This window comes from Isoptericola sp. NPDC019571 (assembly GCF_044389385.1).
GTDB lineage: Bacteria > Actinomycetota > Actinomycetes > Actinomycetales > Cellulomonadaceae > Isoptericola > Isoptericola nanjingensis.
This window is the reverse complement of sequence record NZ_JBIRXZ010000004.1, coordinates 336,236-360,912: the sequence shown is the minus strand read 5'-3', so window position 1 is coordinate 360,912 and position 24,677 is coordinate 336,236. Positions and strand designations below refer to the sequence as shown.

21 protein-coding genes are annotated in these 24,677 nt (G+C 74.5%); 12 read left to right on the top strand and 9 right to left on the bottom strand.

Annotated elements, in window-relative coordinates; all coding sequences use genetic code 11:
- The first annotated feature begins 3 nt into the window (after nt 1-3).
- The 5 genes from kdpB to ACH443_RS09740 all read left to right on the top strand — a co-directional run bounded on the left by kdpB (nt 4) and on the right by ACH443_RS09740 (nt 6,672).
- Nucleotides 4-2,175, top strand: coding sequence for a potassium-transporting ATPase subunit KdpB (gene kdpB / locus ACH443_RS09760; protein WP_430590179.1), 2,172 nt, complete (start codon nt 4-6; stop codon nt 2,173-2,175).
- Nucleotides 2,176-2,218: 43 nt separating this feature from the next.
- The gene (gene kdpC, locus ACH443_RS09755; protein ID WP_430590178.1) at nt 2,219-2,845 is read left to right on the top strand and encodes a K(+)-transporting ATPase subunit C; all 627 of its coding nucleotides are present in this window, start codon (nt 2,219-2,221) and stop codon (nt 2,843-2,845) included.
- Between the two features lie 2 nt (nt 2,846-2,847).
- Nucleotides 2,848-5,412, top strand: a complete 2,565-nt coding sequence (locus tag ACH443_RS09750) for an ATP-binding protein (protein ID WP_430590177.1) — start codon at nt 2,848-2,850, stop codon at nt 5,410-5,412.
- Nucleotides 5,409-6,107, top strand: a complete 699-nt coding sequence (locus tag ACH443_RS09745; RefSeq protein WP_429765288.1) for a response regulator — start codon at nt 5,409-5,411, stop codon at nt 6,105-6,107. Before ACH443_RS09750 ends, ACH443_RS09745 begins: the two co-directional genes overlap by 4 nt.
- Nucleotides 6,108-6,180: 73 nt before the next feature.
- Complete coding sequence (locus tag ACH443_RS09740; RefSeq protein ID WP_429765287.1) at nt 6,181-6,672, top strand: hypothetical protein; 492 nt, start codon at nt 6,181-6,183, stop codon at nt 6,670-6,672.
- 68 nt (nt 6,673-6,740) lie between these two features.
- Here the strand turns inward: ACH443_RS09740 and ACH443_RS09735 are convergent, their stop codons facing one another.
- Nucleotides 6,741-8,213, bottom strand: a complete 1,473-nt coding sequence (locus ACH443_RS09735) for a dicarboxylate/amino acid:cation symporter (RefSeq protein ID WP_430590176.1) — start codon at nt 8,211-8,213, stop codon at nt 6,741-6,743.
- A 434-nt stretch (nt 8,214-8,647) separates the two neighbouring features.
- Here ACH443_RS09735 and ACH443_RS09730 point away from each other — a divergent pair, with 434 nt between their 5' ends.
- The gene (locus tag ACH443_RS09730) at nt 8,648-9,610 is read left to right on the top strand and encodes an arginase family protein (protein ID WP_430590175.1); all 963 of its coding nucleotides are present in this window, start codon (nt 8,648-8,650) and stop codon (nt 9,608-9,610) included.
- Between the two features lie 124 nt (nt 9,611-9,734).
- Here ACH443_RS09730 and hutI read toward each other — a convergent pair whose 3' ends face one another.
- The 3 genes from hutI to hutH are packed head-to-tail and all read right to left on the bottom strand — an operon-like array spanning nt 9,735 to nt 14,332.
- Nucleotides 9,735-10,994 carry an imidazolonepropionase gene (gene hutI / locus ACH443_RS09725; RefSeq protein ID WP_430590174.1) on the bottom strand — a complete coding sequence of 420 codons (1,260 nt, stop codon included), beginning with the start codon at nt 10,992-10,994 and terminating at the stop codon, nt 9,735-9,737.
- A gap of 2 nt (nt 10,995-10,996) precedes the next feature.
- Nucleotides 10,997-12,676 (bottom strand): urocanate hydratase, encoded by a 1,680-nt coding sequence (hutU, locus tag ACH443_RS09720; protein WP_430557592.1) that lies wholly within the window; start codon nt 12,674-12,676, stop codon nt 10,997-10,999.
- Between the two features lie 39 nt (nt 12,677-12,715).
- The gene (hutH, locus tag ACH443_RS09715) at nt 12,716-14,332 is read right to left on the bottom strand and encodes a histidine ammonia-lyase (RefSeq protein WP_430590173.1); all 1,617 of its coding nucleotides are present in this window, start codon (nt 14,330-14,332) and stop codon (nt 12,716-12,718) included.
- Nucleotides 14,333-14,429: 97 nt separating this feature from the next.
- On the opposite strand from hutH, the gene ACH443_RS09710 reads away from it, so the two are divergent.
- On the top strand, nt 14,430-15,188 hold the full coding sequence (locus ACH443_RS09710; protein WP_429765278.1) for an IclR family transcriptional regulator: 759 nt from the start codon (nt 14,430-14,432) through the stop codon (nt 15,186-15,188).
- Between the two features lie 25 nt (nt 15,189-15,213).
- Here the strand turns inward: ACH443_RS09710 and ACH443_RS09705 are convergent, their stop codons facing one another.
- On the bottom strand, nt 15,214-16,479 hold the full coding sequence (locus ACH443_RS09705) for an amidohydrolase (protein ID WP_430590172.1): 1,266 nt from the start codon (nt 16,477-16,479) through the stop codon (nt 15,214-15,216).
- 117 nt (nt 16,480-16,596) lie between these two features.
- Between ACH443_RS09705 and ACH443_RS09700 the strand changes: the two genes are divergently transcribed.
- On the top strand, nt 16,597-17,073 hold the full coding sequence (locus ACH443_RS09700; protein WP_429765275.1) for a hypothetical protein: 477 nt from the start codon (nt 16,597-16,599) through the stop codon (nt 17,071-17,073).
- 21 nt (nt 17,074-17,094) lie between these two features.
- Here the strand turns inward: ACH443_RS09700 and ACH443_RS09695 are convergent, their stop codons facing one another.
- On the bottom strand, nt 17,095-17,943 hold the full coding sequence (locus ACH443_RS09695) for a siderophore-interacting protein (protein WP_430590171.1): 849 nt from the start codon (nt 17,941-17,943) through the stop codon (nt 17,095-17,097).
- A 104-nt stretch (nt 17,944-18,047) separates the two neighbouring features.
- The gene (locus ACH443_RS09690) at nt 18,048-19,202 is read right to left on the bottom strand and encodes an epoxide hydrolase family protein (protein WP_430590170.1); all 1,155 of its coding nucleotides are present in this window, start codon (nt 19,200-19,202) and stop codon (nt 18,048-18,050) included.
- Between the two features lie 147 nt (nt 19,203-19,349).
- Here ACH443_RS09690 and ACH443_RS09685 point away from each other — a divergent pair, with 147 nt between their 5' ends.
- Together ACH443_RS09685 and ACH443_RS09680 are read left to right on the top strand one after the other, a co-directional pair.
- A complete protein-coding gene (locus ACH443_RS09685) occupies nt 19,350-20,318 on the top strand; it encodes a helix-turn-helix transcriptional regulator (RefSeq protein ID WP_430590169.1) in 969 nt (322 codons plus the stop codon).
- A 43-nt stretch (nt 20,319-20,361) separates the two neighbouring features.
- Nucleotides 20,362-20,805 carry a hypothetical protein gene (locus ACH443_RS09680; protein WP_429765264.1) on the top strand — a complete coding sequence of 148 codons (444 nt, stop codon included), beginning with the start codon at nt 20,362-20,364 and terminating at the stop codon, nt 20,803-20,805.
- A gap of 9 nt (nt 20,806-20,814) precedes the next feature.
- On the opposite strand, the gene ACH443_RS09675 is transcribed toward ACH443_RS09680, so the two are convergent.
- Nucleotides 20,815-21,756, bottom strand: a complete 942-nt coding sequence (locus tag ACH443_RS09675) for a D-2-hydroxyacid dehydrogenase family protein (RefSeq protein ID WP_430557585.1) — start codon at nt 21,754-21,756, stop codon at nt 20,815-20,817.
- A 76-nt stretch (nt 21,757-21,832) separates the two neighbouring features.
- A complete protein-coding gene (locus tag ACH443_RS09670) occupies nt 21,833-22,729 on the bottom strand; it encodes a LysR family transcriptional regulator (RefSeq protein ID WP_429765260.1) in 897 nt (298 codons plus the stop codon).
- 96 nt (nt 22,730-22,825) lie between these two features.
- On the opposite strand from ACH443_RS09670, the gene ACH443_RS09665 reads away from it, so the two are divergent.
- Nucleotides 22,826-23,686, top strand: a complete 861-nt coding sequence (locus ACH443_RS09665) for an aldo/keto reductase (RefSeq protein ID WP_430590168.1) — start codon at nt 22,826-22,828, stop codon at nt 23,684-23,686.
- Nucleotides 23,687-23,737: 51 nt separating this feature from the next.
- On the top strand, nt 23,738-24,673 hold the full coding sequence (locus tag ACH443_RS09660) for an aldo/keto reductase family oxidoreductase (protein ID WP_430590167.1): 936 nt from the start codon (nt 23,738-23,740) through the stop codon (nt 24,671-24,673).
- The last annotated feature ends 4 nt before the right edge of the window (nt 24,674-24,677 follow it).

Below are 24,677 nucleotides of genomic sequence, written 5' to 3'. Positions count from 1 at the left end.
CTCATGACCACCCTGATCGATACCCCGTCGTCCCCCGCTCCCTCGTCACCGGAGGCCGCCCGCACGCCGGGCGGGGTCTTCACCTGGGCCCAGGTGCGGGCCGCCCTGCCGGGCGCGTTCCGCAAGCTCGACCCGCGCCAGATGTGGCGCAACCCCGTGATGTTCGTCGTGTGGGTCGGCGCTGCGCTGACCACCGTGCTCGCCGTCGTCGAGCCGTTCCTCGGCGGGCCCGTGACCTCGGGCGGCACCGTCGTCCCCGGCTCGTTCACGGCCGTGATCGCGCTGTTCCTCTGGCTCACCGTCGTGTTCGCGAACCTCGCCGAGTCGGTCGCGGAGGGCCGCGGCAAGGCCCAGGCGGACACGCTCCGCCAGACCCGCACGGCCACGGTCGCGCACCGCGTCGCCGCCTACGACGACGCGGCCGACCCCGAGGCCCTGCACGCCGCGCTCGCCGACGTGTCGTCGGCCGACCTGGACCTCGGCGACGTCGTCGTGGTCGCCGCCGGCGACCTCGTGCCGGGCGACGGCGAGATCGTGCGGGGCATCGCGTCCGTGGACGAGTCCGCCATCACCGGCGAGTCCGCGCCCGTGATCCGCGAGTCGGGGGGCGACCGGTCCGCCGTCACCGGCGGCACGCGGGTGCTGTCCGACCGGATCGTCGTGCGCATCACCTCGAAGCCGGGCGAGACGTTCGTCGACCGGATGATCGCGCTCGTCGAGGGCGCCAGCCGGCAGAAGACGCCGAACGAGATCGCGCTGAGCATCCTGCTCGCGTCGCTGTCGATCGTGTTCGTCGTCGTCGCGCTCACCCTGAACCCGATCGCGTCGTACGCGGCGAGCCCGGTGAGCGTGGCCGTGCTGGTGGCGCTGCTGGTCTGCCTCATCCCGACGACGATCGGCGCGCTGCTCTCGGCCATCGGCATCGCCGGGATGGACCGCCTCGTGCAGCGCAACGTGCTCGCGATGTCCGGCCGCGCCGTCGAGGCCGCCGGCGACGTCACGACGCTGCTCCTCGACAAGACCGGCACCATCACCTACGGCAACCGGCAGGCGAGCGAGTTCCTGCCGCTGGCCGGCGTCGACGCCCGCGACCTGGTGCGCGCCGCCGCCCTGTCGTCCCTCGCGGACCCGACGCCGGAGGGCGCGTCGATCGTGGCGCTCGCCGTCCGGGCCGGGGTGGACGTGCGGAGCCACGAGAGCACCTCGGTGCCCGGCGAGGTCGTGCCGTTCACCGCGCAGACCCGCATGTCCGGCCTCGACGAGCCGGACGGCACGCAGATCCGCAAGGGCGCCGGCAGCGCGGTCATGGCCTGGCTCGCCGGCGGCGGCGCCCCCGCCGCCCCGGTGGTCGCGGAGGTGGAGGACGCCGTCGAACGGGTCGCACGGTCCGGCGGCACGCCGCTGGTCGTGGCGGTCCGGGCGGCGGGCGGGGCCGGGCGCGTGCTCGGCGTCGTGCACCTCAAGGACGTCGTCAAGGAGGGCATCGCGGACCGGTTCGCCGAGCTGCGCGCCATGGGCATCCGCACCGTGATGGTCACCGGCGACAACCCGCTGACCGCCGCGGCCATCGCCGCCGAGGCCGGCGTCGACGACTACCTCGCCGAGGCCACGCCGGAGGACAAGCTGGAGCTCATCCGGCGCGAGCAGGAGGGCGGCAGCCTCGTCGCGATGACGGGGGACGGCACCAACGACGCCCCCGCCCTCGCGCAGGCCGACGTCGGCGTCGCGATGAACTCGGGCACGTCGGCAGCGAAGGAGGCCGGCAACATGGTCGACCTCGACTCCGACCCCACCAAGCTCATCGACGTCGTCCGCATCGGCAAGCAGCTGCTCATCACCCGCGGCGCGCTGACGACCTTCTCCATCGCGAACGACATCGCCAAGTACTTCGCGATCATCCCCGCGATGTTCATGGGCGTGTTCCCCGGCCTCGAGGCGCTCAACGTCATGGGCCTGAGCTCGCCGTCGTCCGCCGTCGTCTCGGCGATCGTGTTCAACGCGCTCGTCATCGTGCTGCTCATCCCGCTGTCCCTGCGCGGCGTGCGGTACCGGCCCATGGACGCGTCGAAGACCCTCGGGCGCAACCTCCTGGTCTTCGGCCTCGGCGGCATCGTCGCGCCGTTCGTCGGCATCTGGCTCATCGACCTCGTCGTCCGCCTCGTCCCCGGGTTCTGAACAGCACAGTGTTCTGAGCAGAACAGGAAGAAGGAACAGCACCATGAACGCCACCACCCGCAGCACCGGCCGCACCCTCGGGGTCGCGGTCCGGGCGATGATCGTCCTCACCCTGCTGCTCGGCGTCGGCTACACGGCGGCGATCACCGGCGTCGGACAGCTCGTGCTGCCGGCGCAGGCCGACGGCTCGCTCGTGCGCGACGGCGACGGCACCGTCGTCGGGTCGGCCCTGATCGGCCAGGGCTTCACGGACGCGGAAGGGGCGCCCCTGCCGCAGTACGTCCAGCCGCGGCCGTCGGCCGCGGGCGACGGCTGGGACGGCGCCGCGTCATCCGGGTCGAACCTCGGCCCCGAGAACCCCGACCTCGTCGCCGCGATCGGGGAGCGGCGCGCGGCCGTGGCCGCGCTCGAGGGCGTGGACCCGGCGGACGTCCCGGCGGACGCCGTCACCACGTCCGGGTCCGGGCTGGACCCGCACATCAGCCCCGAGTACGCCGACCTCCAGGTCGCGCGGGTCGCCGCCGCCCGCGGTCTGTCCGAAATGGAGGTCTCGGACCTCGTCGCGAGGCACACTGAGGGTCGCGCCCTGGGATACCTCGGGGAGCCCGTGGTCGACGTGCTGGAGCTCAACGTGGCCCTCGACGAGAGCACGGCCGAGCTCGGGAGGTGAGCATGGGTCGCGGCAGGTTGCGCGTCCTCCTCGGCGCGGCGCCGGGCGTGGGGAAGACCTACGCCATGCTCGAGGAGGGCAAGCGGCTGCGCGACGACGGCCGGGACGTCGTGGTCGCGCTCGTGGAGACGCACGGGCGCGCCGCGACGGCCGCGATGGCGGCGGGCCTGGAGGTCGTGCCGCGCGCGTCGGTCGTGCACCGCGGCGTCGAGCTCACCGACCTGGACCTCGACGCCGTCCTCGCGCGGCGGCCGGACGTCGCGCTGGTCGACGAGCTGGCGCACACCAACGCCCCCGGCCTGGCGCACGCGAAGCGGTGGGAGGACGTCGACGCCCTGCTCGACGCCGGCATCGACGTCCTCTCGACCGTCAACATCCAGCACATCGAGTCGCTCAACGACGTCGTCCAGAAGATCACCGGGGTGGCGCAGCAGGAGACCATCCCCGACGCCGTGCTGCGCGCCGCGGACCAGATCGAGGTCGTGGACCTCGCCCCGCAGGCGCTGCGCGACCGCCTCTCCTCCGGCGTCGTCTACCCGGCCGAACGCGTGGACGCCGCGCTGTCGAACTACTTCCGCCTCGGGAACCTCACCGCGCTGCGCGAGCTCGCCCTGCTGTGGCTGGCCGACGAGGTCGACGCGGCGCTGCAGCACTACCGCACCGAGCACGGCATCGACTCCACGTGGGAGGCCCGCGAACGCGTGGTCGTGACGCTCACCGGCGGGCCCGAGGGCGAGACGCTCCTGCGGCGCGGGGCACGGATCGCGGCGCGGTCGGCCGGCGGCGACCTGCTCGCCGTCCACGTCACCAGCCAGGACGGGCTGCGCGGCGCGACCCCGGGCGCGCTCGCCCGGCAGCGGATGCTCGTCGAGGAGCTCGGCGGCACCTACCACCAGGTGGTGGGCGACGACGTCCCCACGGCGCTCGTGGAGTTCGCGCGCGGCGTCAACGCGACGCAGCTCGTCATCGGCGTCTCCCGCCGCGGCCGCCTCGCCGCCGCCCTCAGCGGGCCCGGCATCGGCGCGACCGTGACGCGCGAGGCCGGCAACATCGACGTCCACATCGTCAACCACGCCGCCGCGGGCGGTCGCACCCGGCTGCCGCGGATGGGCGGCGCCCTGTCGGCGAAGCGCCGCCTGGCCGGCTTCCTGCTCGCCGTCCTGGGCGGGCCCTTGCTGACGTGGGGGCTCGTGTCGGTCCGCAGCGAGGAGTCGATCGTCTCCGACGTGCTGTCGTACCAGCTCCTGGTCGTCGTGGTGGCGCTGATCGGCGGGGCGGGGCCTGCGGTCTATGCCGCGATCCTGTCCGGGGTCACGCTCGACTTCTTCTTCGTGGAGCCGATCCACACCATCACCGTGGGCGAGCCGCTGCACGTCGTCGCCCTCGTCCTCTACGTCGTCACGGCCGTGCTCGTGAGCGTCGTCGTGGACCGCGCCGCCCGCACCACGCGCGCCGCCCACCGGGCCGCCGCCGAGTCGGAGGTGCTGGCGACGGTCGCCGGCAGCGTGCTGCGCGGGCAGGACGCCGTGCAGGCGCTGGTGAGCCGGGCGCGGGAGGCGTTCGGTCTCACCGGGGCCCGCCTCGTCGCCGGCGGCGCGGTGCTGGCCGCGGACGGCGGGGACGACCCCACGGGCCCGCGCACGACGATCGACGTCGGCGACCGCGCCGTCCTCGAGCTGTCCGGGGGCGACCTCGCGGCCTCCGAGCGCCGCCTCCTGAACGTCATCGCGGTCCAGCTGCAGGCCGCGCTGGAGCGCAGCGACCTGGCCGAGGTGGCGAGCGAGGTGGACCAGCTCACCGAGTCCGACCGCGTGCGCAGCGCCCTGCTGTCCGCGCTGAGCCACGACCTGCGCCGCCCGCTGAGCTCCGCCGCCGCCGCCGTGAGCGGGCTGCGCTCCGCCCGCGGCGCGCTGAGCGAGGCGGACCGGGACGAGCTGCTGGTGACGGCCGACGAGAGCCTCACCGCGCTGGCCACCCTGATCACCGACCTGCTCGACGTGAGCCGCCTGGAGGCGGGCGTCCTCGCCGTCTCGACCGCGCCCGTCGAGACCGCCGACGTCGTGCTGCCCGCGCTCGACGAGCTCGGCGTCGGCCCCGGCGAGGTGGAGCTGGACCTCGACCTCACGGCGCCGAGCGTCGTCGCCGACTCCGTGCTGCTGCAGCGCGTGCTGGTGAACCTGCTGGCCAACGCGCTGCGGCACTCGCCCTCCGGGCGGCGGGTGCGGGTCTCGACCAGCACGTTCGCCGGCACGGTCGAGATCCGGGTGGTCGACCACGGCCCCGGCATCCCCGCCGACCGGCGCGAGGACGTGTTCGTGCCCTTCCAGCGGCTCGGCGACACCGACAACACGACCGGCCTGGGGCTCGGCCTCGCGCTGTCCAAGGGGTTCGTCGAGGGCATGGGCGGCACGCTCACCCCCGAGGACACGCCCGGCGGCGGCCTCACGATGGTGGTCGCGCTCCCGGCCGCGGTCGCCGCGCCGCACGACCAGCCCGACCAGCCCGACCAGCCCGACCAGCCCGACCAGCCCGACCAGCCCGACCAGCCGGAGGCGACCGCCCCATGAAGATCCTCATCGCCGACGACGACCCGCAGATCCTGCGCGCCCTGCGGATCACGCTCACCGCGCAGGGGTACGAGATCGTCACGGCGACCACCGGGACGCAGGCGATCGCCCGCGCCATCGACCACCGGCCCGACGTGTTCATGATCGACCTGGGCATGCCGGAGCTGGAGGGCATCGACGTCATCCACGCCGTCCGCGGCTGGTCGGACGCGCCGATCCTCGTGGTGTCGGGGCGCACCGGCGCGGCCGACAAGGTCGAGGCGCTCGACGCCGGCGCGGACGACTACGTGACGAAGCCGTTCTCCATCGAGGAGCTCCTGGCCCGGATCCGCGCCCTCACCCGCCGCGTCGCGCACGAGGACTCCGACCCGGTGGTGCGGTTCGGCGACGTCACGGTGGACCTCTCCGCGCACAGCGTCACGCGCGCCCGTGACGGGCAGACGGAGCACGTGCGCCTCACGCCCACCGAGTGGCAGATGCTCGAGCGGCTGGTGCGCAACCCCGGCAAGCTCGTCACCCGCCAGACGCTCCTCACCGAGATCTGGGGGTCGGAGCACGTGACCGACACCGGGTACCTGCGGCTGTACGTGGCGCAGCTGCGCAAGAAGCTCGAGCCCGACCCCGCCGCCCCGCGCTACCTCGTCACCGAGTCCGGCATGGGCTACCGCTTCGACCCGGACGGCGGGGAGTCGTGAGGATCGGGCTCGTCCCCGTATGCGTCCCGTGAGGTCCGGGTCCCGCGGGACCGCCCCGCAGTAGACCGGAGGCATGAGCCTCACGACGCTGTTCACCACCCTGGTCCGCACCCGCCGCCCCGCGCTCGAGGGGTGGCCGGAGGGCACCGAGCTCACCGGCGACGACGTGCTCGTCGACCGCACCAGCCTGGCCCGGCTCGCCGAGCACTACCCGACGCCGCGCGTCTACGTCCCGGTGGGTGCCGACGTCACCCGGGTCGACCGCTACTGGGGCGACCCCACGGCGCGGACGGTCGTCCTCGCCCGCGTGCTGGACGCCGTCCCGCGGCTCGGGGACGACGCACGACAGGCCTGGCTCGACGCCGACCTCGGCGGGTGCGCCGTCCTGCTCGACCGGGCGCGGCTCGTGGGCCGGGCGTCCGCGGAGCCTCGGCGCCCGTTCACCGTGCACCCGGCCCCGGGCCGCGGCGGGCCGGTCGTGCTGCTGCCGCGCGACCTCCGCCGCGGCGACGTCCTCGCCGTCCCCTGCGCCGGGCTGGTCGACGCCGCCGACCTCGCCCGGTAGCCCGCCCGGAACGCGCCGGAGGCCCGGCGGGTCTTCCCCACCGGGCCTCCGTCACGTGCTGCGGGCCGTCAGGCCTTCGCGCCGGCGCCCACCGGCTCGCGGCCGGCGCCGTCCTGCGCGGTCTCGGCCTGGGCGGCGTCGTCCTGCACGTCGTCCTGCGCAGTCTCGTCCTCGTCGAACAGGTGCTCCGACGACGCGGCGCGGTACTGCTCGAGGTCGAGGATGCCCTCGCGCTTGGCGACGATGGTCGGGACCAGCGTCTGCCCGGCGACGTTCACCGCGGTGCGGCCCATGTCGAGGATCGGGTCGACGGCGAGGAGCAGGCCCACGCCCGCCAGCGGCAGGCCCAGCGTGGACAGCGTGAGGGTCAGCATGACCATCGCGCCGGTGAGGCCCGCGGTGGCGGCCGAGCCCACCACGGACACGAACGCGATGAGCAGGTAGTCGGTCAGCGACAGGTCGATGCCGAAGATCTGCGCCACGAAGATCGCGGAGATCGCCGGGTAGATCGAGGCGCAACCGTCCATCTTCGTCGTCGAGCCCAGCGGCACCGCGAACGACGCGTACTCGCTCGGCACGCCGAGGTTCCGCTCGGTGACGCGCTGCGTGACGGGCATCGTGCCCACGGACGAGCGGGAGACGAACGCGAGCTGGATCGCCGGCCACGCGCCCTTGAACCAGGCGATGACGCCGAGGCCGTTGGCCTTGAGCAGCACCGGGTAGACGACGAACAGGACCAGCGCGAGGCCCACGTAGATCGCCACGGAGAACGAGGCGAGCGAGCGCAGCGACTCCCAGCCGTAGGTGGCGACGGCGTTGCCGATGAGGCCCATCGTGCCCAGCGGCGCGAGGCGGATGATCCACCACAGCACCTTCTGCACGATGGCGAGCGCGGACTTGTTGAACGCGAGGAACGGGTCGGCCTTGGCGCCCGACTTCAGCGCGGCGATGCCGATGACCAGCGCGACGACGAGGATCTGCAGCACGTTGAAGCTGATGCCGGTCTCGGCGCTCAGCGCGCCGTCGGCCCCCGCCTCGACCGACGTCTTCGCGCCCAGGCCGAGCACGTTGGTCGGGATGAGGCCGTTGAGGAAGTCGAGCCACGTGCCGGTGCTGGACGGCTCGGCCGCCGCCGCCGTGGTGAGCGTCGTGTTGTGGCCCGGCTGGAACACGAGGCCCAGGCCGATGCCGATCGCCACGGAGATCGCGGCGGTGATGGCGAACCAGAGCAGCGTCTGGCCGGCCAGGCGGGCCGCGTTGGTGACGGAGCGCAGGTTCGCGATCGACGCGACGATGGCCGTGAAGATCAGCGGCGGCACGATCGCCTTGAGCAGGGTGACGAACGACGAGCCGATGGTGTCGAGCGTCGTGGTCAGGCCGTTGGGCGTCTCGCCGTCGGCCTGCGGGCCGAGGGCCAGCGCCAGCCAGCCGAGCAGCACGCCCAGCGCGAGGCCCAGCAGGATCTGGACCGAGAACGACGGGAAGCGCAGGCCCTTGCGTTCGCGCGGCTGCGCGCCGGGGACCTTGGTTGCGGAAGACACAGGTGAACCTTTCGCCTCGGGCGCCCGAGGGCGCCTGGGTGTGGACGACGGCGGCAGGCGGTCGTCCGGATGATCAGGGGGTGCACGAGGGTGCGGGGGACGCGGGCTCGGGGCCGCGTCGTGGAGCGGCGTCGTCGGCGTCGACGACGGTCACCGTGGGGTCAGCGACGCGGGAGGTTCACCGACACAGCGCGCTGGCGACGCGACGGAAGTCGACGTCGAGACGCGCGGTGAGGTCGGTCCTCGCGGGGACGCTGACGGTCACGGGAGCTCCATGCACGATCGAAGGTGGCCGGATCCGGCGATCGAATGATCGACGTGATCGAACGTAGGTATCGAACCCACGAATGCCAGACCCTAGCAGTGGGATACCACGATGCCCAGGGGGTCCCCCGGGTGTGTGAGGCACCTCATGGGAGTCGTACGGTCGGCAGGTGACCTCCGCTCCCCTGCCCCACGACCCGCTCTGGCCGCGCGCCGGCTCCTGGCCTGCACCGTCGCCCGGGGCCCCTGCCGACCTGGCCCTGATCGGCGTCCCCACCTGGCGCACGTCGCTGTCGCCGACCGGTGCTCACGCGACGCCCGCCGCCGTGCGCGCCGCGCTGCGCCGGTACAGCCCCGCGCTGATCCGTGGCGCCGACGGCGCGCCCGTCGACCTGGGCGAGCCGGCCGTCGTCGACCACGGCGACGTCGACGAGCCGGACGGGCCGGACGGCGAGGCCCGCGCGCGAGCCGCGGTGGGGGCGGCGCTGGCGGGGGCGCGCGCCGTCGTCGCGCTGGGCGGGGACAACGCGCTCACGGTCCCGGTGGCCCTCGGCGCCTGGGGGGACGACGTCGCGACCGCCGGCCTGGTCACCGTCGACGCGCACTACGACCTGCGCGACGGCGTCTCCAACGGCTCGCCCGTGCGGCGGCTGATCGAGGCCGGCCTGGACCCCGCGCGCGTCGTGCAGATCGGCATCGCGGACTTCGCCAACTCGGCGGCCTACGCCCGCCGGGCGCGCGACCTGGGCATCACGGTCGTGACGCTCGACGAGGTCCGTCGGCAGGTCCACGAGCGAGGTCCCGGCGGGCCGGGCGACGTCGTCCGCGCGGCCCTGGACGCCGCAGGCGCCGCGGGCGGGCCGGTGCACCTGGATGTCGACGTGGACGTCTGCGACCGCTCCGTCGCCCCCGGCTGCCCCGCGTCCGTGCCCGGCGGGCTGGCGGCCTGGGAGCTGCGCGCCCTCGTCCGCGCGGCCGCCACCGACCCGCGCGTCCGCTCCGTCGACCTCGCCGAGGTGGACGCGACCGCCGACGCCCCCGACGGCCGCACCGTCCGCCTCGCCGCCCTCTGCGTGCTGGAGGTGCTCGCGGGCCTCGCCCTCCGCGAGGTAGTACCGAACCCCGCGAAGTAGTACCAATCCTGCCGAGGTAGTACGGACAAAAACCGCACATCCCTCAGATCCTGGGGGCAGGGCGCTACCTCGCGGATTCTCGTACTACCTCGCGGAGGTGCGTACTACCTCGGCAGGACTGGTGCTACCTCGCGGGGTGGCCGTCCTTCCACACCGCGTGCACGAGCGGGACGCCGGGACGGTAGGCGAGGTGCGTGCGGGACGGGGCGTCGAGGACGACGACGTCGGCGCGGGCGCCGGGCGCGAGGTGCCCGACGTCGTCGCGACGCAGCGCACGGGCGCCGCCCGCGGTCGCGGCCCAGACGGCCTCGGCGACGGTCATGCCCGTCTCCCGCACCGCGAGCGCCACCATGAGCGGCATCGAGCTCGTGTACGACGAGCCGGGGTTGCAGTCGCTGGCCAGCGCGACGACGGCGCCCGCGTCGAGCAGGCGGCGCGCGTCGGGGTACGGCTGGCGCGTGGAGAACTCGACGCCGGGCAGCAGCGTCGCGACGGTTCCCTGCGCTTCCCCACCCCACGACGCCGCGAGCGCCGCGACGTCGTCGTCGGACAGGTAGGTGCAGTGGTCGACGGCGGCGGCGCCGAGGTCGACGGCGAGGCGCACGCCCTCGCCCGGCCCGAGCTGGTTCGCGTGCACGCGGACGCCCAGCCCGGCGGCGGCGCCCGCCTCCAGCACGCGGCGCGACTGCTCCGGGGTGAACGCGCCGGTCTCGCAGAACACGTCCACCCAGCGCGCGTGCGGGGCGCACGCGGCGAGCATGTCGCCGACGACGAGGTCGACGTAGCCGTCCGCGTCGTCGGAGAACTCGGGCGGCACCACGTGCGCGCCGAGGAACGTCACCTCGTCGGTGACCTCCCGGGCGAGGCGCACGGCCCGCTCCTCGTCGGGGACGCTCAGCCCGTAGCCGCTCTTGGTCTCGAGGGTCGTGGTGCCCTGCGCGAGCGCCTGGTCGACGTGCCGGCGCAGCACCGCCCGCAGCCCGTCGTCCGACGCCGCGCGCGTGGCCGCGACCGTGGTGCGGATCCCGCCGGCCGCGTACGGACGGCCGGCCATGCGCGCCTCGAACTCCGCCGACCGGTCGCCGGCGAACACCAGGTGGCTGTGCGAGTCCACGAAGCCGGGCACGACCGCGCGCCCCTCGACGCCGACGACGCGGTCGGGCGCACGCCCCAGCGCCGCCTCGACGCCGTCGGCGCACGCGCTCTCCGGGCCCGCCCAGGCCACGCGCCCGCCGTCGAGCAGCAGCGCGGCGTCCCGGATCACGCCCGTCGGGTCGACCACCGGGTCGACGCCGACGTCCTCGGGGGCGTTCGTCGTGAGCTCGCCGATCCCCAGGATCAGCGTGGCCGGGTGCGAACCGCCCGGGTGCTCCACCTCGCGCATGCCTACGACTCTCGCATCGGCACGCGGAGCCCGCCCCGCGACGCCGCGGCCGCGGCGTCGTCGTACCCGGCGTCGACGTGCCGCAGGACGCCGAGCCCCGGGTCGTTGGACAGCACGCGCGCGAGCTTCTGCGCCGCCAGGTCGGTGCCGTCCGCGACGGACACCTGCCCGGCGTGGATGGACCGCCCCATCCCGACGCCGCCGCCGTGGTGCAGCGACACCCAGGTGGCGCCGGACGACGCGGCGGTGAGCGCGTTGAGCAGCGGCCAGTCGGCGATGGCGTCGGAGCCGTCGGCCATGCCCTCGGTCTCCCGGTACGGGGAGGCGACGGAGCCGGAGTCGAGGTGGTCGCGGCCGATGACGACCGGCGCGCTCACCTCCCCGGACGCGACGAGGTCGTTGAACGCCAGCCCCGCACGGTCGCGCTCGCCGTGGCCGAGCCAGCAGATGCGGGCCGGCAGGCCCTGGAACGCGACGCGCTCCTGGGCGGCGCGGATCCAGCGGTGCAGGTGGTCGTCGTCGGGGAAGAGGTCGAGGACGGCCTTGTCGGTGGCGGCGATGTCACGCGCGTCGCCGGACAGCGCGGCCCAGCGGAACGGGCCCTTGCCCTGCGCGAACAGCGGCCGGATGTAGGCGGGGACGAAGCCCGGGAAGTCGAACGCCCGGTCGAAGCCGCCGCGGCGCGCCTCGTCGCGGATCGAGTTGCCGTAGTCGAACACCTCCGCGCCCGCGTCGAGGAAGCCGACCATGCCCTCCACGTGCCGGGCCATCGACTCGCGCGCCCGGTCGGTGAACTCCTCCGGCTTGGCGTCCGCGTAGTCGTGCCACTCGTCGACGGAGACCCCCACCGGCAGGTACGACAGCGGGTCGTGCGCCGACGTCTGGTCCGTGACGACGTCCACCGCCACGCCCCGACGCAGCAGCTCCGGCACGACCTCCGCGCTGTTCCCCTCGACGCCCACCGACAGCGCCCGGCGCCCCGCCTTCGCCGCCTCGACCCGCCGGACGGCGTCGTCCAGGTCGTCGGCCACCTCGTCGAGGTAGCGCTCGCGCACGCGCCGCTCCAGGCGCGACCGGTCGACGTCGACCACGAGGCACACGCCGCCGTTGAGCGTGACGGCCAGCGGCTGCGCGCCGCCCATGCCGCCGCACCCGCCGGTCAGCGTGATTGTCCCCGCGAGCGTGCCGCCGAACCGCTTGGCGGCGACGGCCGCGAGCGTCTCGTACGTGCCCTGGAGGATGCCCTGCGCGCCGATGTAGATCCACGACCCGGCCGTCATCTGGCCGTACATCGTGAGGCCCTGCGCCTCGAGCTTCCGGAACTCCGGCCACGTGGCCCAGTCGCCCACGAGGTTGCTGTTGGCGAGGAGCACGCGCGGCGCCCACTCGTGCGTGCGCAGCACGCCCACCGGCTTCCCGGACTGGACGAGCAGCGTCTCGTCGTCTGCCAGCGTCGTGAGGGTGCGGACGATGGCGTGGTAGCTCGGCCAGTCGCGCGCCGCCCGGCCGGTGCCGCCGTAGACGACCAGGTCGTCGGGGCGCTCCGCCACCTCCGGGTCGAGGTTGTTCATGAGCATCCGCAGCGGCGCCTCGGTCTGCCAGCTGCGGGCGGTGAGCGTCGTGCCGCGCGGCGCGCGCACGGGGACGGGGGTCCCCCGGTCGTAGGACATGGCGTGGGACATCGTCGTCTCCTTCGGGAGTGGCTCGGGGGTTCGGGAGGGTCAGCGGAGCGGGCCGACGGCGGCGCTCGCGGCGGCGACGACCTCGCCGTCGGCCACGAGCCGCGTCACGGCGTCGATCTCGGGGGCGAGGAACCGGTCCGGCCCGGGGCCGGGGACGGCGGCGCGCAGCAGCGCGTGGACGGCGCCGGTGCCGGCGGCGGGCGACAGGCCCGTCGCGGGGGTGCAGCGCAGGTCGAGGGCGCGGGCGGCGGTCATGAGCTCGACGGCGAGCACGCGGCCCAGTCCGTCGACGGCGCGGCGCAGCTTGCGTGCGCCGGCCCAGCCCATGGACACGTGGTCCTCCTGCATCGCGGACGACGGGATGGAGTCGACGCTCGCCGGCGCGGCCAGCCGCTTGAGCTCCGAGACGATCCCGGCGGCCGTGTACTGGGCGATCATCAGGCCGGAGTCGACGCCCGGGTCGTCGGCGAGGAACGCCGGCAGGCCCTCGTTGCGCGCGACGTCGAGGAACCGGTCGGTGCGCCGCTCGCTCATGCTCGCCACGTCGGCCACGGCGATCGCGAGGAAGTCGAGCACGTACGCGACGGGCGCGCCGTGGAAGTTGCCGTTCGACTCGACCCGGCCGTCCACCGTGACGACGGGGTTGTCGATCGCCGACGCGAGCTCACGCCCCGCGACCGACGTCGCGTGCTCGACGGTGTCCCGCGCGGCCCCGTGCACCTGCGGCGCGCAGCGCAGCGAGTACGCGTCCTGCACGCGGGTGCACTCCGGGCGGCCGTCGGCGTCGAAGGTCCGGTGGCTCGCCACGACCGGCGACCCGGCGAGCAGCGCCCGCAGGTTCGCGGCCGACGCCGCCTGCCCCGGGTGCGGCCGCATGCCGACCAGGTCCTCGGCGAACGGCGCGTCCGAGCCGAGCAGCGCCTCGACGCTCGACGCCGCGGCGACGTCCGCCGTCGCGAGCAGGCGGTGCAGGTCGTCCAGCGCGAGGCACAGCATCCCGAGCATGCCGTCGGTGCCGTTGATGAGGGCCAGGCCCTCCTTCTCGCGCAGCTCCAGCGGCGCGATGCCGGCCGCCGCGAGCGCCTCGGCGGCGTCGACGAGGTCGCCGACGGCGCCCCCCGATACCGTCACACGCACCGGGCCCTCCCCCAGCGCGGCGAGCGCCACGTGCGCCAGCGGCGCCAGGTCGCCGGAGCACCCGAGCGACCCGTACTCGTGCACGACCGGCGTGATGCCGGCGTTGAGCATCGCCGCGTACGTCTCCGCGACCACCGGGCGGGCGCCCGTGCGGCCGGTGGCGAGCGTCGCGAGCCGCAGCAGCTGGAGCGCGCGCACCACCTCGCGCTCCACCTCGGGGCCGCTGCCCGCGGCGTGCGAGCGCACCAGCCCGAGCTGCAGCTGCGCCCGCTTGTCGGTGGGGATGTGGCGGCGGGCGAGGGCGCCGAAGCCGGTGGAGACGCCGTAGTGCGGGCGGGCGTCGTCGGCGAGGTCCTCGACGACGGCGCGGCTCGCGGCCATCCCGGCCAGGGCGCGGTCGGTGAGGTGGACCTGCGCGCCGTGGCGGGCGACCGCGACGACGGCGTCGACGGTCAGCGGGTCGCCGCCGACCTCGACGACACGGTTCTCGGCGACGGCGCGAGTGGTGGTGACGGTCATGCCGCCAGCACACACCGTCCGCGGCGCGCTGGACACGGGTTCCGACGAGGTTCAGTCTGGGATCCCAGACACGACGACCGCGCGCGAAGGGGGCCCGATGGCGGACGTCCCGGCGGCGCGCAGCACGCTGCGGGTGCTGACCTACCTGGCCGCGCAGGCGGGCCCGGTCCCGGCGGCAGCGGTCGCGCAGCACCTGGGCCTGCCGCGGTCCACCGTCTACCACCTGCTGTCCGTGCTGGTGGACGAGGGCTTCGTGACGCACCTGCCGGAGGAGCACCGCTACGGGCTGGGGACGGCGTCGCTGTCGCTCGGGTCGGCGTACGCGCGGCAGGCGCCGCTCGCCCGGCTGGCGCGCCCCGTCGTCGCGCGGCTGGTCGAGACGACGGGCGAGAGCGCGCACCTCGCCGTGCTGCACGGCCGCGAGGTGCTGTACCTCGTGGAGCAGCGCGCGCCGCACCGGCCGAGCCTCGTGACCGACGTCGACGTCCGCCTGCCCAGCCACCTCACCGCCAGCGGCCGCGCGGTGCTGGCCCTGCTGCCGGCCCCGCAGGTGCGGGCGCTGTTCCCGTCGGCCGCGGCGCTCGCCGACCGCACCGGCGTCGGCCCGCGCACGCTGCGCGACCTGCGCGAGGTGCTGCGCGACACCCGCCGTCGCGGCCACGCCACCGAGGACGGCGAGGTCACGACCGGCCTCGCATCCGTCGCGCACGCCGCCCTCGACCACACCGGCCGCCCGGTGGCGGGCGTGGCGCTGACGTTCTGGTCCGACGACGTCGACGCCGCGCGTCGCGACGAGCTCGCCGCCGCGGCCGGTCGCGCCGCCGCCGAGATCAGCCGCCGGCTGGGCGCCCGCTGACCCCGCCGCGCGCATCGAGCGCGGGTCAGTCGAGCCACTCCTGCGCGGCGGCGACGAGCGTCGCGACGCCGAGGTCCAGCGTCGGCTCGGGCTCGGGCGCGAAGAACGGCGAGTGGTTGGACGCAACGCCCTCGGGGAGCCGGCCGGCCTTCAGGTCGACGCCGGCGAACCGGGCCGGGTCGAAGCCGCCGAGGAACCAGTACACGAGCGGCGCACCGGCGTCGGTGGCGAGCTCGCCGACGTCCTCCGACGCCGCCATCGGCGGCAGGGTCAGGACGGCGGGCCGGCCGCCGGCCGACTCGATCAGGCCCCGCTGCCCCTCCAGCGCGGCGGCCAGCACCGGGCGGGTGCGCTCGGTCGCCACCGGGTCGTTGACCATGGCCGCGAAGGTGGTGATCGTCTCGACCTCGGGCGCCTCGCTGGCGCCGGACGCGACGGCCTCGGCCTCGACGATGCGGCGGATCGCACCGAGCACGCGATCGCGCACCGGCTCGGTGAAGGTCCGCACGTTGACGAGCAGCTCGGCGCGGTCCGGGATGATGTTGGGCTGGGTCCCGGCGTGGATCGCCCCGACCGTCACGACCGCCGAGTCGCTCGCCGCGATCTCGCGGGACACGACGCCCTGCAGCCGCTGCACCGTGGCCGCGGCCATGAGCACGGGGTCCACGGTGGTCTCCGGCATCGACCCGTGGCCCCCGCGCCCGTGCAGGGTGATCCGCAGCGAGTCCGTGGCCGACATCGCGACGCCCGGCGTCACGCTCACCACGCCGGCGGGCGTGGGCACGACGTGCTGGCCGAGCACGACGTCCGGCGCGCCGCCGACGGTCGCGTACAGGCCGTCGTCGAGCATGGCCCGCGCGCCGTTGCCCAGCTCCTCCGCCGGCTGGAAGACGAGCAGCAGCGTGCCCGACCAGGCGTCCCGGCGCGCCGCGAGCTCGGCCGCGGCGCCGAGCAGGCAGGTGACGTGCACGTCGTGGCCGCAGGCGTGCATGACGCCGGTCTCCTGACCGTCGGCGGCCGTCGTGACCTGCGTCGACGCGTACGGCAGCCTGGTCCGCTCGGTGACCGGCAGCCCGTCCATGTCCGCGCGCAGCAGCACGCGCGGTCCCGCGCCGTTCGCCAGGACGCCCGCGACGCCTGTCCCGCCGATCCCCTCGTGCACGTCGTAGCCCCAGCCGCGGAGCCGGTCGGCCACGATCCGGGCCGTGCGGTGCTCGGCGAAACCGAGCTCCGGGTGGGCGTGCAGGTCGGTGTAGATCGCCGTCAGCTCGGACGTCGTCAGCGCACTCATGGCGTCATCCTGCCGCCGCGGGGCGTCGCCGTCCTGGGCAGCCGGGACGGTCGCTGTGTGCAAGATCTCCACGGCCCTATAAGGGAATGTTCAGGTTGGCAGTGCAGAATCGTGGCCATGACGTCAGCGACGACGAGCACCACGAAGGGCAAGACGACGACCCGTCTCGCCGCGGCGAGCCTCCTCGCCCTCGCGATGATGCTCGGCGCGTGTTCCGCCCCCGCCGACGTCGAACAGTTCATCGCCGACGCGCAGAGCCAGGCCGAGGCCATCGACTCCGACCTGCAGCGCATCGAGGAGCAGGTGACCGGCATCCCCGACGAGCTCCGCACCGACGTCACGAACGCGATGGCCTCCGCCCAGGCCGCGACCGACGAGGCGCGCGAGGCGCTCGCGCGGGCCGAGAAGTCGCAGGACGGCGCGGTCGTCGCCCTCGAGGACGCGCAGGTGGCGCTCGAGGCGGCATCCGCCGAGGTCAAGCACGTGACGGACGAGGCACGGGAGAACGGCTCCGACAAGGTGGCCGACCTGCTGTCCACCCTGCAGGAGCAGATCGACGCCCTGCGCGGTGAGACGGAGAACGCCGCCGCCTGACGCGGCGCGTCGGCGTCAGGGTCAGTCCGGGTCGCTCGGGTCGATCGGCAGATGGTGGTCGAGGTTGACCGTGCCGCGCCGCCAGTACCCGGAGACGTGCACCTGCTCGGCGGGTAGCCCCAGCTCCCGGCGGAGGTGGCGGCGCACGGGCACGAGGTCGTCGGCCTCGCCGAGCCCGACGAACAGCTCGTCGGGCTCCAGCCCGCCCAGGGAGCGGACGGCGTCCGCGAGCTGCCCCGGGCCGTCGGTGCGGTAGAGGATCTCGACGGCAGCGCCGTCCAGCTCGTCCTCGACGTGCGCCTCGTCGACGTCGTCGCCGATCTCGACGATCGCGGTCACCGGTACGTCCGTCCCGACGGCAGCCACCCAGCGGGCGAGGGCAGGCAGGCCGGTCTCGTCGCCGGCCAGGGTCAGCCGGCCGATCCCGTCCGGCACCCCGACGCTGCCGCGCGGCCCCGCGAGGACGACCTCGTCGCCCACGGCCGCCCGGGACGCCCAGGCGGACGCCGGCCCCCCGTCGACGTGCAGCACCCAGTCGATGTCGACCTCGGCCACCCCGTCGACCGTCCGCGTGGCGCGCACGGTGAGGTCCCGCGAGATGGAGACGACGCCGGTCGGCCGCTGCAGCCCGCCGTCCGCGGCCAGGGTGGGGGCGTGCAGCTCGCCGGTGGCCGGGTCGGGCAGGAACACCTTCACGTGGTCCTCCGGGCCGGGCGCCCGCAGCGCCGCGAGCGACGTCGGGGCGCCCGGGTCCGCGCCGTCGACGTCGCGGAACGTGGTGCGGCGCAGCGTGCCGGTCAGCTCCGTGACGGCGTGCACGCGCACGCGGCGGGGGACCAGGTCGAGGCGGGTGCGGGGTCGCGTGAACACCCGTCGATTCCACCACGACGATCAGTTCGGTACGGAGCAGATCTGTTCGGCACGATCCCGTGCCGAACAGATCCGCTCGTTGCCGAAGTGACGGTCCGGCCGGCTCAGCCGAAGAACACCCGCAGGTCGGCGACGACGTCGTCCGGCACCTCCAGCGCGGCGTAGTGGCCCCCGCGCGAGAACTCGGACCAGTGCTGGATGTTGGAGTTGTCCCGCTCGGCGAGGCTGCGGATGGTCTGGAAGTCGTCCTTGAACACGGCCACTCCGAGACGGCCGGTGCTCACGACCGGCTCCGCCCCGGTCCGCTGCTCGGAGTAGTGGTAGCGGGCGGCGTTGGCGTAGGTGTTGGTCAGCCAGTACAGGCTCGCCTGCGCCAGCACCTGGTCGGCCGAGACGAGCGCGGTGCCGTTGCCGAAGCTCTCGAACAGCTCGGAGTAGGCCAGCGTCGCCACGGGCGAGTCCGCCAGGCCTGCCGCGACGGTCTGCGGACGTGACGCGTTCATGGTGTTGTACGCGCCCACGGACTGGAACCACTGCATGTGCCCGAGCGCCGCGTACTCCTTCGGCCCGAAGCCGTCCATCTCGCCCTCGGCCCCGGAGGGGAACGAGAACAGGTGCAGCACGTGGGCGCCGAGGAACCCGTCGGGCTCGGCGACGGCGAGCTCGCGGGAGATCATCGCACCCGCGTCGCTGCCGTGGATCCCGTAGGCGCCGTACCCGAGCCCTCGCATCAGCCCGTCGTACAGGCTCGCCACCTGGGACATCGTCCAGTCCCCGCCGTTCGGGGCCGGCGCGACCGGGGTCGAGAACCCGAACCCGGGCATCGACGGCACGACGACGTCGAACGCGTCCTCGGCACGCCCGCCGTGGGCGACGGGGTCGACGAGCGGGTCGATCATGTCGAGGAAGTCGAGCACCGAGCCGGGGTAGGTGTGGGCGAGCAGCAGCGGCGTCGCGCCCGGGTGCGGCGAGCGCACGTGCAGGAAGTGGATCGTCTGCCCGTCGATCTCGGTCGTGAACTGCGGGTAGGCGTTGAGCCGTGCCTCCACGGCGCGCCAGTCGAAGGCCTTCCAGCGCTCGACCATGTCGCGCAGGTACGACTCGGGGGTGCCGTACTCCCACGAGTCGCCGGGGGCGGCCGGCGCGAAGCGGGTGCGCTCGAGGCGCTGCTGCAGGTCGTCCAGGTCGGCCTGCGGGACGTGCACGGTGAAGGGGCGGAGCTCGAGGGTGGCGGCTGTCGAGGTGGTCGTCGAGGTCATGGCGTGCTCCCGAGATCGTGGGCCGGGCGTTCTCCCCAGCTCCTGACACCCACCGTAGACAGGGTTCCGGAATACTTCTTTCCGTTATTCTGACCTCGTTCCGACGAGTTTCTGAACGCGTCTCCCCTGTCGCCCCCGGAGGCCCCGATGGGCTCTGCGTCCGCACGACTCCTCGCCCTGCTGGGGCTGCTCCAGTCCCGCCCCGACTGGTCCGGCGCGGAGCTCGCCGACCGCCTCGACGTCACCGACCGCACCGTGCGCAACGACGTCGCGCGGCTGCGAGAGCTGGGCTACCCCGTGCACGCCGTGCGCGGCCCGGGCGGGCGCTACCGGCTCGGGGCGGGAGCGCGGCTCCCCCCGCTGCTGCTCGACGACGGCGAGGCGGTCGCCGTCGCCGTCGGGCTGCGCGCCGCGACCGGCACCGCGGGCTTCGAGGAGTCCGGTCAGTCCGCGCTCACCAAGCTGGAGCAGGTGCTGCCCGACCGCCTGCGGCGCCGCCTGGCCGCGATCCGTGACGCGAGCACCACGGGCCCTGAGAACACCGGCTCCAACGTCGAGGACCCGGGGATCGACTCGGGCACGCTGTCCGCCGTCGCCGACGCGATCCGCGACCACCAGGGGCTGCGAGCTCTCTACCGCGACGAGCCGGTGGAGCTCGAGCCGTACCGCCTGGTCTCGTGGCAGCGCCGCTGGTTCCTCGTCGCGCGGAGCGTCGGCCCCGCCGCAGGCCCCGGGGCCGGCGCCTGGGCACCCTTCCGCGTCGACTGGCTGCGGCTGCGCACGCCGGGCGGAAGGCGGTTCCGGCCGGAGCCGTTCCCCGGCGACTTCTCGGAGTTCGTGGTGCGCGAGGTCGCGCGCACGGGCTGGGCCGTGCACGCCCGCATCGTGGTGGACGCCCCCGCCGAGGAGGTGCTGGCCCGCATCAACCCCGCCGTCGGCACCGTCGAGCCGCTGCCCGACGGCCGCAGCGTCCTCGTCACCGGCGGCGACAGCGTCGCGGTGGTCGCCGTCTGGATCGGCATGCTCGGCCTCGACTTCCACGTCACCGAACCGCCCGAGCTGGTCGAGCACCTGCGCGTGCTGGCGGCGCGCTACGCCCGCGCCGTCCCGGGCTGACGACGTACTCGACCTGCGCCCCGCGCTGCGTCACACTGTGCCGGTGAGCGATCCGCACCAGCCCGGTCAGCCGTACCAGGAGCCGAGCCCGCAGCAGCCCCAGCCCGGCTACGGCGAGCAGCCCTACCAGCAGCACGCGTACCCGCAGCAGGGCTACCCGGCCGGGCAGGGCCAGTACCCCCACGCGCCGTACCCGGCGTACCCCGCCTACGCGCCGGAGCCGCCCGGCAAAACGATGGGCATCGTCGGCTTCGTGCTCGCGTTCGTCATCGCGCCCGCCGGCATCGTGGTGTCCGCGATGGCGCTGTCGGAGTCGAAGAAGGTGGGCTACCCGAACGTCCTCGGCAAGTGGGGGCTGTGGCTGTCCATCGCGTTCACCGCGCTCTGGGTGCTGTACGTGCTGTTCATCGTGCTCGCGGTGTTCGGCGGCCTGTTCGCGTCGTTCGCCACGACCTCGACGCTCGACGGGTACGGGATGTCGGTCTGACCTGTCCGGTCACGTCAGCACGCGCACCGGCGCCCCCGCCGCCCAGGCGGCGACGTCCTCCACGGCCTGGCCGTAGAAGGTGCGGTACGTCGCCTCGGTGACGTATCCGACGTGCGGCGTGAGCACGGTGCGCGGCGCGGAGCGCAGCGGGTGGTCGGCGGGCAGCGGCTCGACGTCGTACACGTCCAGCCCGGCCCCGCCGATCCGGCCGTCGTGCAGCGCGGCGAGCAGGGCGTCCGTGTCCACGAGCGGCCCGCGCGAGGTGTTGACGAGCACGGCGGTGGGTCTCATGCGCGCCAGGTCGTCGGCGCCCACGATGCCGCGGCTGCGGTCGCTCAGCTTGTAGTGCACGGTGACGACGTCGGACGTCGCGAACAGCTCGTCCTTCGCGACGGCGCGCACCCCGGCCTCCTCGGCCGTCGCCGGGTCGAGGCGCTGGCTCCACGCGACGACGTCCATCCCGAACGCCTGACCGACGCGCGCCACGCGCGTGCCGAGTCGCCCCAGCCCGACGACGCCCAGCCGGCGACCCTCCAGGTCTCCGCCCACGGTGTGCTGCCACCCGCCGTCGCGCATCGCCCGGTCCTCGGCGGGCACGTGCCGCAGCACCGCGAGGATCAGCGCCCACGTGAGCTCGGGCGTCGCGTTCGCCGGGGACTCCGTGCCGCACACGACGACGCCGCGCTCGCGCGCCGCGTCGAGATCGATCGCCGCGTTCTGCCGCCCGGTCGTCACCAGCAGCCGCAGGTCGGGCAGGCGGGCCAGTCGCGCCGCGGTGAACGGCGTGCGCTCCCGCATCGCGACGACGACGTCGTACCCCGCGAGCGCCGCGGCCACCGCGTCGTCGTCGGCCAGCGGGTGGTCGAGGACGTCGACCTCGGCCCCCAGGCTCGCCCAGTCCGCGAAGCGGTGGGCGACCCGCTGGTAGTCGTCCAGGACGGCGACGCGCACGATGACCTCCTCGTTCGGCCCGGCTCTCGGGCGGTGCCGACCTTACCCGCGCCACCGGGGTGGTCGGGGTACGACATCAGGCCGGCTGCGCCACGGCCAGGTTCGCCTCCCCGACGAGCTCCAGCAGCCGCGCGGCGGTGGGCTCGGCCGTCGGCGACGCGATGGCGGCGACCACCCACTCGGGCGTCCCGCGCTCGGGCAGCTCCAGCACCGCGAGGCCCGCGGCCTGCGGCTTGGTCGCGACGTGCTGCGGGACGACGGCGATACCGAGGCCGCGCTGCACGAAGTCGAGCAGCGTGTGCACGTCGTCGACGCTCATCCGCACCCGGCGCTCGAGGTGCCGGGCACCGAATGCGTCGTCGGCGAGCCGCCGGATGGCCCACTGCTCCCGGAAGTCGACGAAGTCGCGGTCGACGAGGTCCTCCCACGCGATCTCGGGGGCCGCGGCGAGCGGGTCGGTCGCGTGCGTGAGCAGCACGATCGGGCGGCGGCCGAGCTCGAGCCGGCGCAGGGACCCGAGGTGCTCGGTGGCCGCGACGAATGCGACGTCGAGGTCGCCCGCCCGCACCTGCGCGGTGAGCTCGCGCGAGCCGGCCTGGGTGAACTGGACGTCCACGAGCGGGTAGCGCAGGCGGAAGCGCTCGAGCAGCGGCGCCACGTCGACCACGCCGAGGCACTGCTCGGAGCCCAGCCGGAGCCGACCCGAGAGCTGCTGGCTGGCGCGCACCACCGCGTCACGGCCCGCCGACGCCTGCGCCAGCATCCGCCGGGCGAAGGGCAGCAGGGCGCGCCCGGCGTCCGTGAGGGAGACCTGGCGGGTGGTGCGCAGGAACAGCGAGGTGCCGAGCTCGCGCTCGAGGTTGCGGATCGCGGCGGACAGCCCGGACTGCGTGACCCCGCACAGGGCGGCGGCCCGTGTGAAGTGGCCCTCGTCGGCCACCGCGACGAGGTACTCCATCTGACGCAGCTCCATTGATCACTCCCAGTGCTGGAACCTATGAGGTCAAGTTGTTGGACTCATCAACGTCATCTTCCTATCGTCGGAGGCACCGACGACACAAGGAGTGCTGTGAACGCTCGCACGATCGGAAACCAGTCTGTCAGCGCGATCGGGCTCGGCGGAATGCCGATGTCCATCGAGGGCCGCCCCGACGAGGCGCGCTCGGTCGCCACGATCCACGCGGCGCTGGACGCCGGGATCACCCTGATCGACACCGCCGACGCCTATCACCTGCACGCCGACGAGGTCGGCCACAACGAGGAGCTGATCGCCCGCGCGCTGCGCTCGTGGGGCGGCGACGCGTCGAGCGTGCTGGTCGCCACCAAGGGCGGCCACCTGCGCCCCGGCGACGGGTCGTGGACGCAGGACGGCCGCCCCGAGCACCTCAAGAAGGCTGCCCGGGAGTCCGCCCGCCGCCTCGGCGTCGAGGCGATCGGGCTCTACCAGTTCCACCGGCCGGACCCCGCCGTGCCGTACGCCGAGTCGATCGGCGCGCTGGTCGAGCTGCTCGACGAGGGCGTCATCGTCCAGGCCGGCATCTCGAACGCGAGCGTCGCGCAGATCGACGAGGCGAACGACGTGCTGGGCGGGCGGCTCGCGTCCGTGCAGAACCAGTTCTCGCCCGCGTTCCGCTCCAGCCTGGCCGAGCTCGAGCACTGCGCGTCCCTCGGCGTCGCGTTCCTGCCGTGGTCGCCGCTCGGCGGGATCCGCCGGGCGGGCGAGGTCGGCTCCGCGCACGCCGCGTTCGGACGCGTCGCCGAGGCCCGCGGCGTCAGCCCGCAGCAGGTGACGCTCGCGTGGGAGCTGGCGCTCGCGCCCGTCGTCGTGCCGATCCCGGGGGCGTCACGACCGGCCAGCGTCGAGGACTCCGCGCGTGCCGTCGACCTCGTCCTCACGGCCGAGGAGCTCGCCGAGCTCTCCGGCTCCTGACCCGGCGCACCACCACCGCCGACCCACCTCTCCCCCGATCGAGGAGGATTCATGCGAACCGTCCCCCTGGGCAGCACCGGCCGCCAGGTCCCGAACGTCGTGCTCGGCCTCATGCGCATCCAGCAGCTGGACGACGACGCCGTCCGCGAGCTGGTCCGCACCGGCCGCGACGCCGGCATCGACTTCGTCGACCACGCCGACGTCTACGGCGACGACCTGCACGGCTGCGAGCGCCGCTTCGCCGAGGCGATGCGGCTGACGCCGTCCGAGCGCGAGCAGCTCACCATCCAGTCCAAGGCCGGCATCGTGCGCGAGGGGCCGTACTTCGACTTCTCGTACGAGCACCTGGTCGAGTCGGTCGAGGGCTCCCTCGAAGCGCTCGGCACCGACCACCTCGACGTGCTTCTGCTGCACCGCCCCGACGCGCTCGTGGAGCCGGACGAGGTGGCGCGCGCGTTCGACCACCTCGAGTCGTCCGGCAAGGTCCGCTCGTTCGGCGTCTCCAACCACACGCCGGGCCAGATCGAGCTGCTGAAGAAGTCGGTGCGCCAGCCGATCGTCGCCAACCAGCTGCAGCTGTCCATCACCCACGCGCCGATCGTGGCGCAGGGCGTCGCGGCCAACATGGCCGGCGAGGACCAGTCGCTCACCCTCGACGGCGGCGGCATCCTCGACTACTGCCGCCTGCACGACATCACCGTGCAGGCCTGGTCGCCGTTCCAGGCCGGGTTCTTCACCGGCGTCTTCCTCGGCTCGGACGACTACCCCGAGCTCAACGCGGTGATCGACCGTCTCGCCGCGAAGTACGACGTGCCGCCCATCGCGATCGCGGTCGCGTGGATCACGCGCCACCCGGCGGGGATGCAGGTCGTGCTGGGGACGACGACGCCGGAGCGCGTCGCCGGCGCGGCGCAGGGCTCGGACCTCCCGCTCACGCGGGCCGAGTGGTACGAGCTGTTCCGCGCCGCCGGGTACCGCGTGCCCTGAGCGC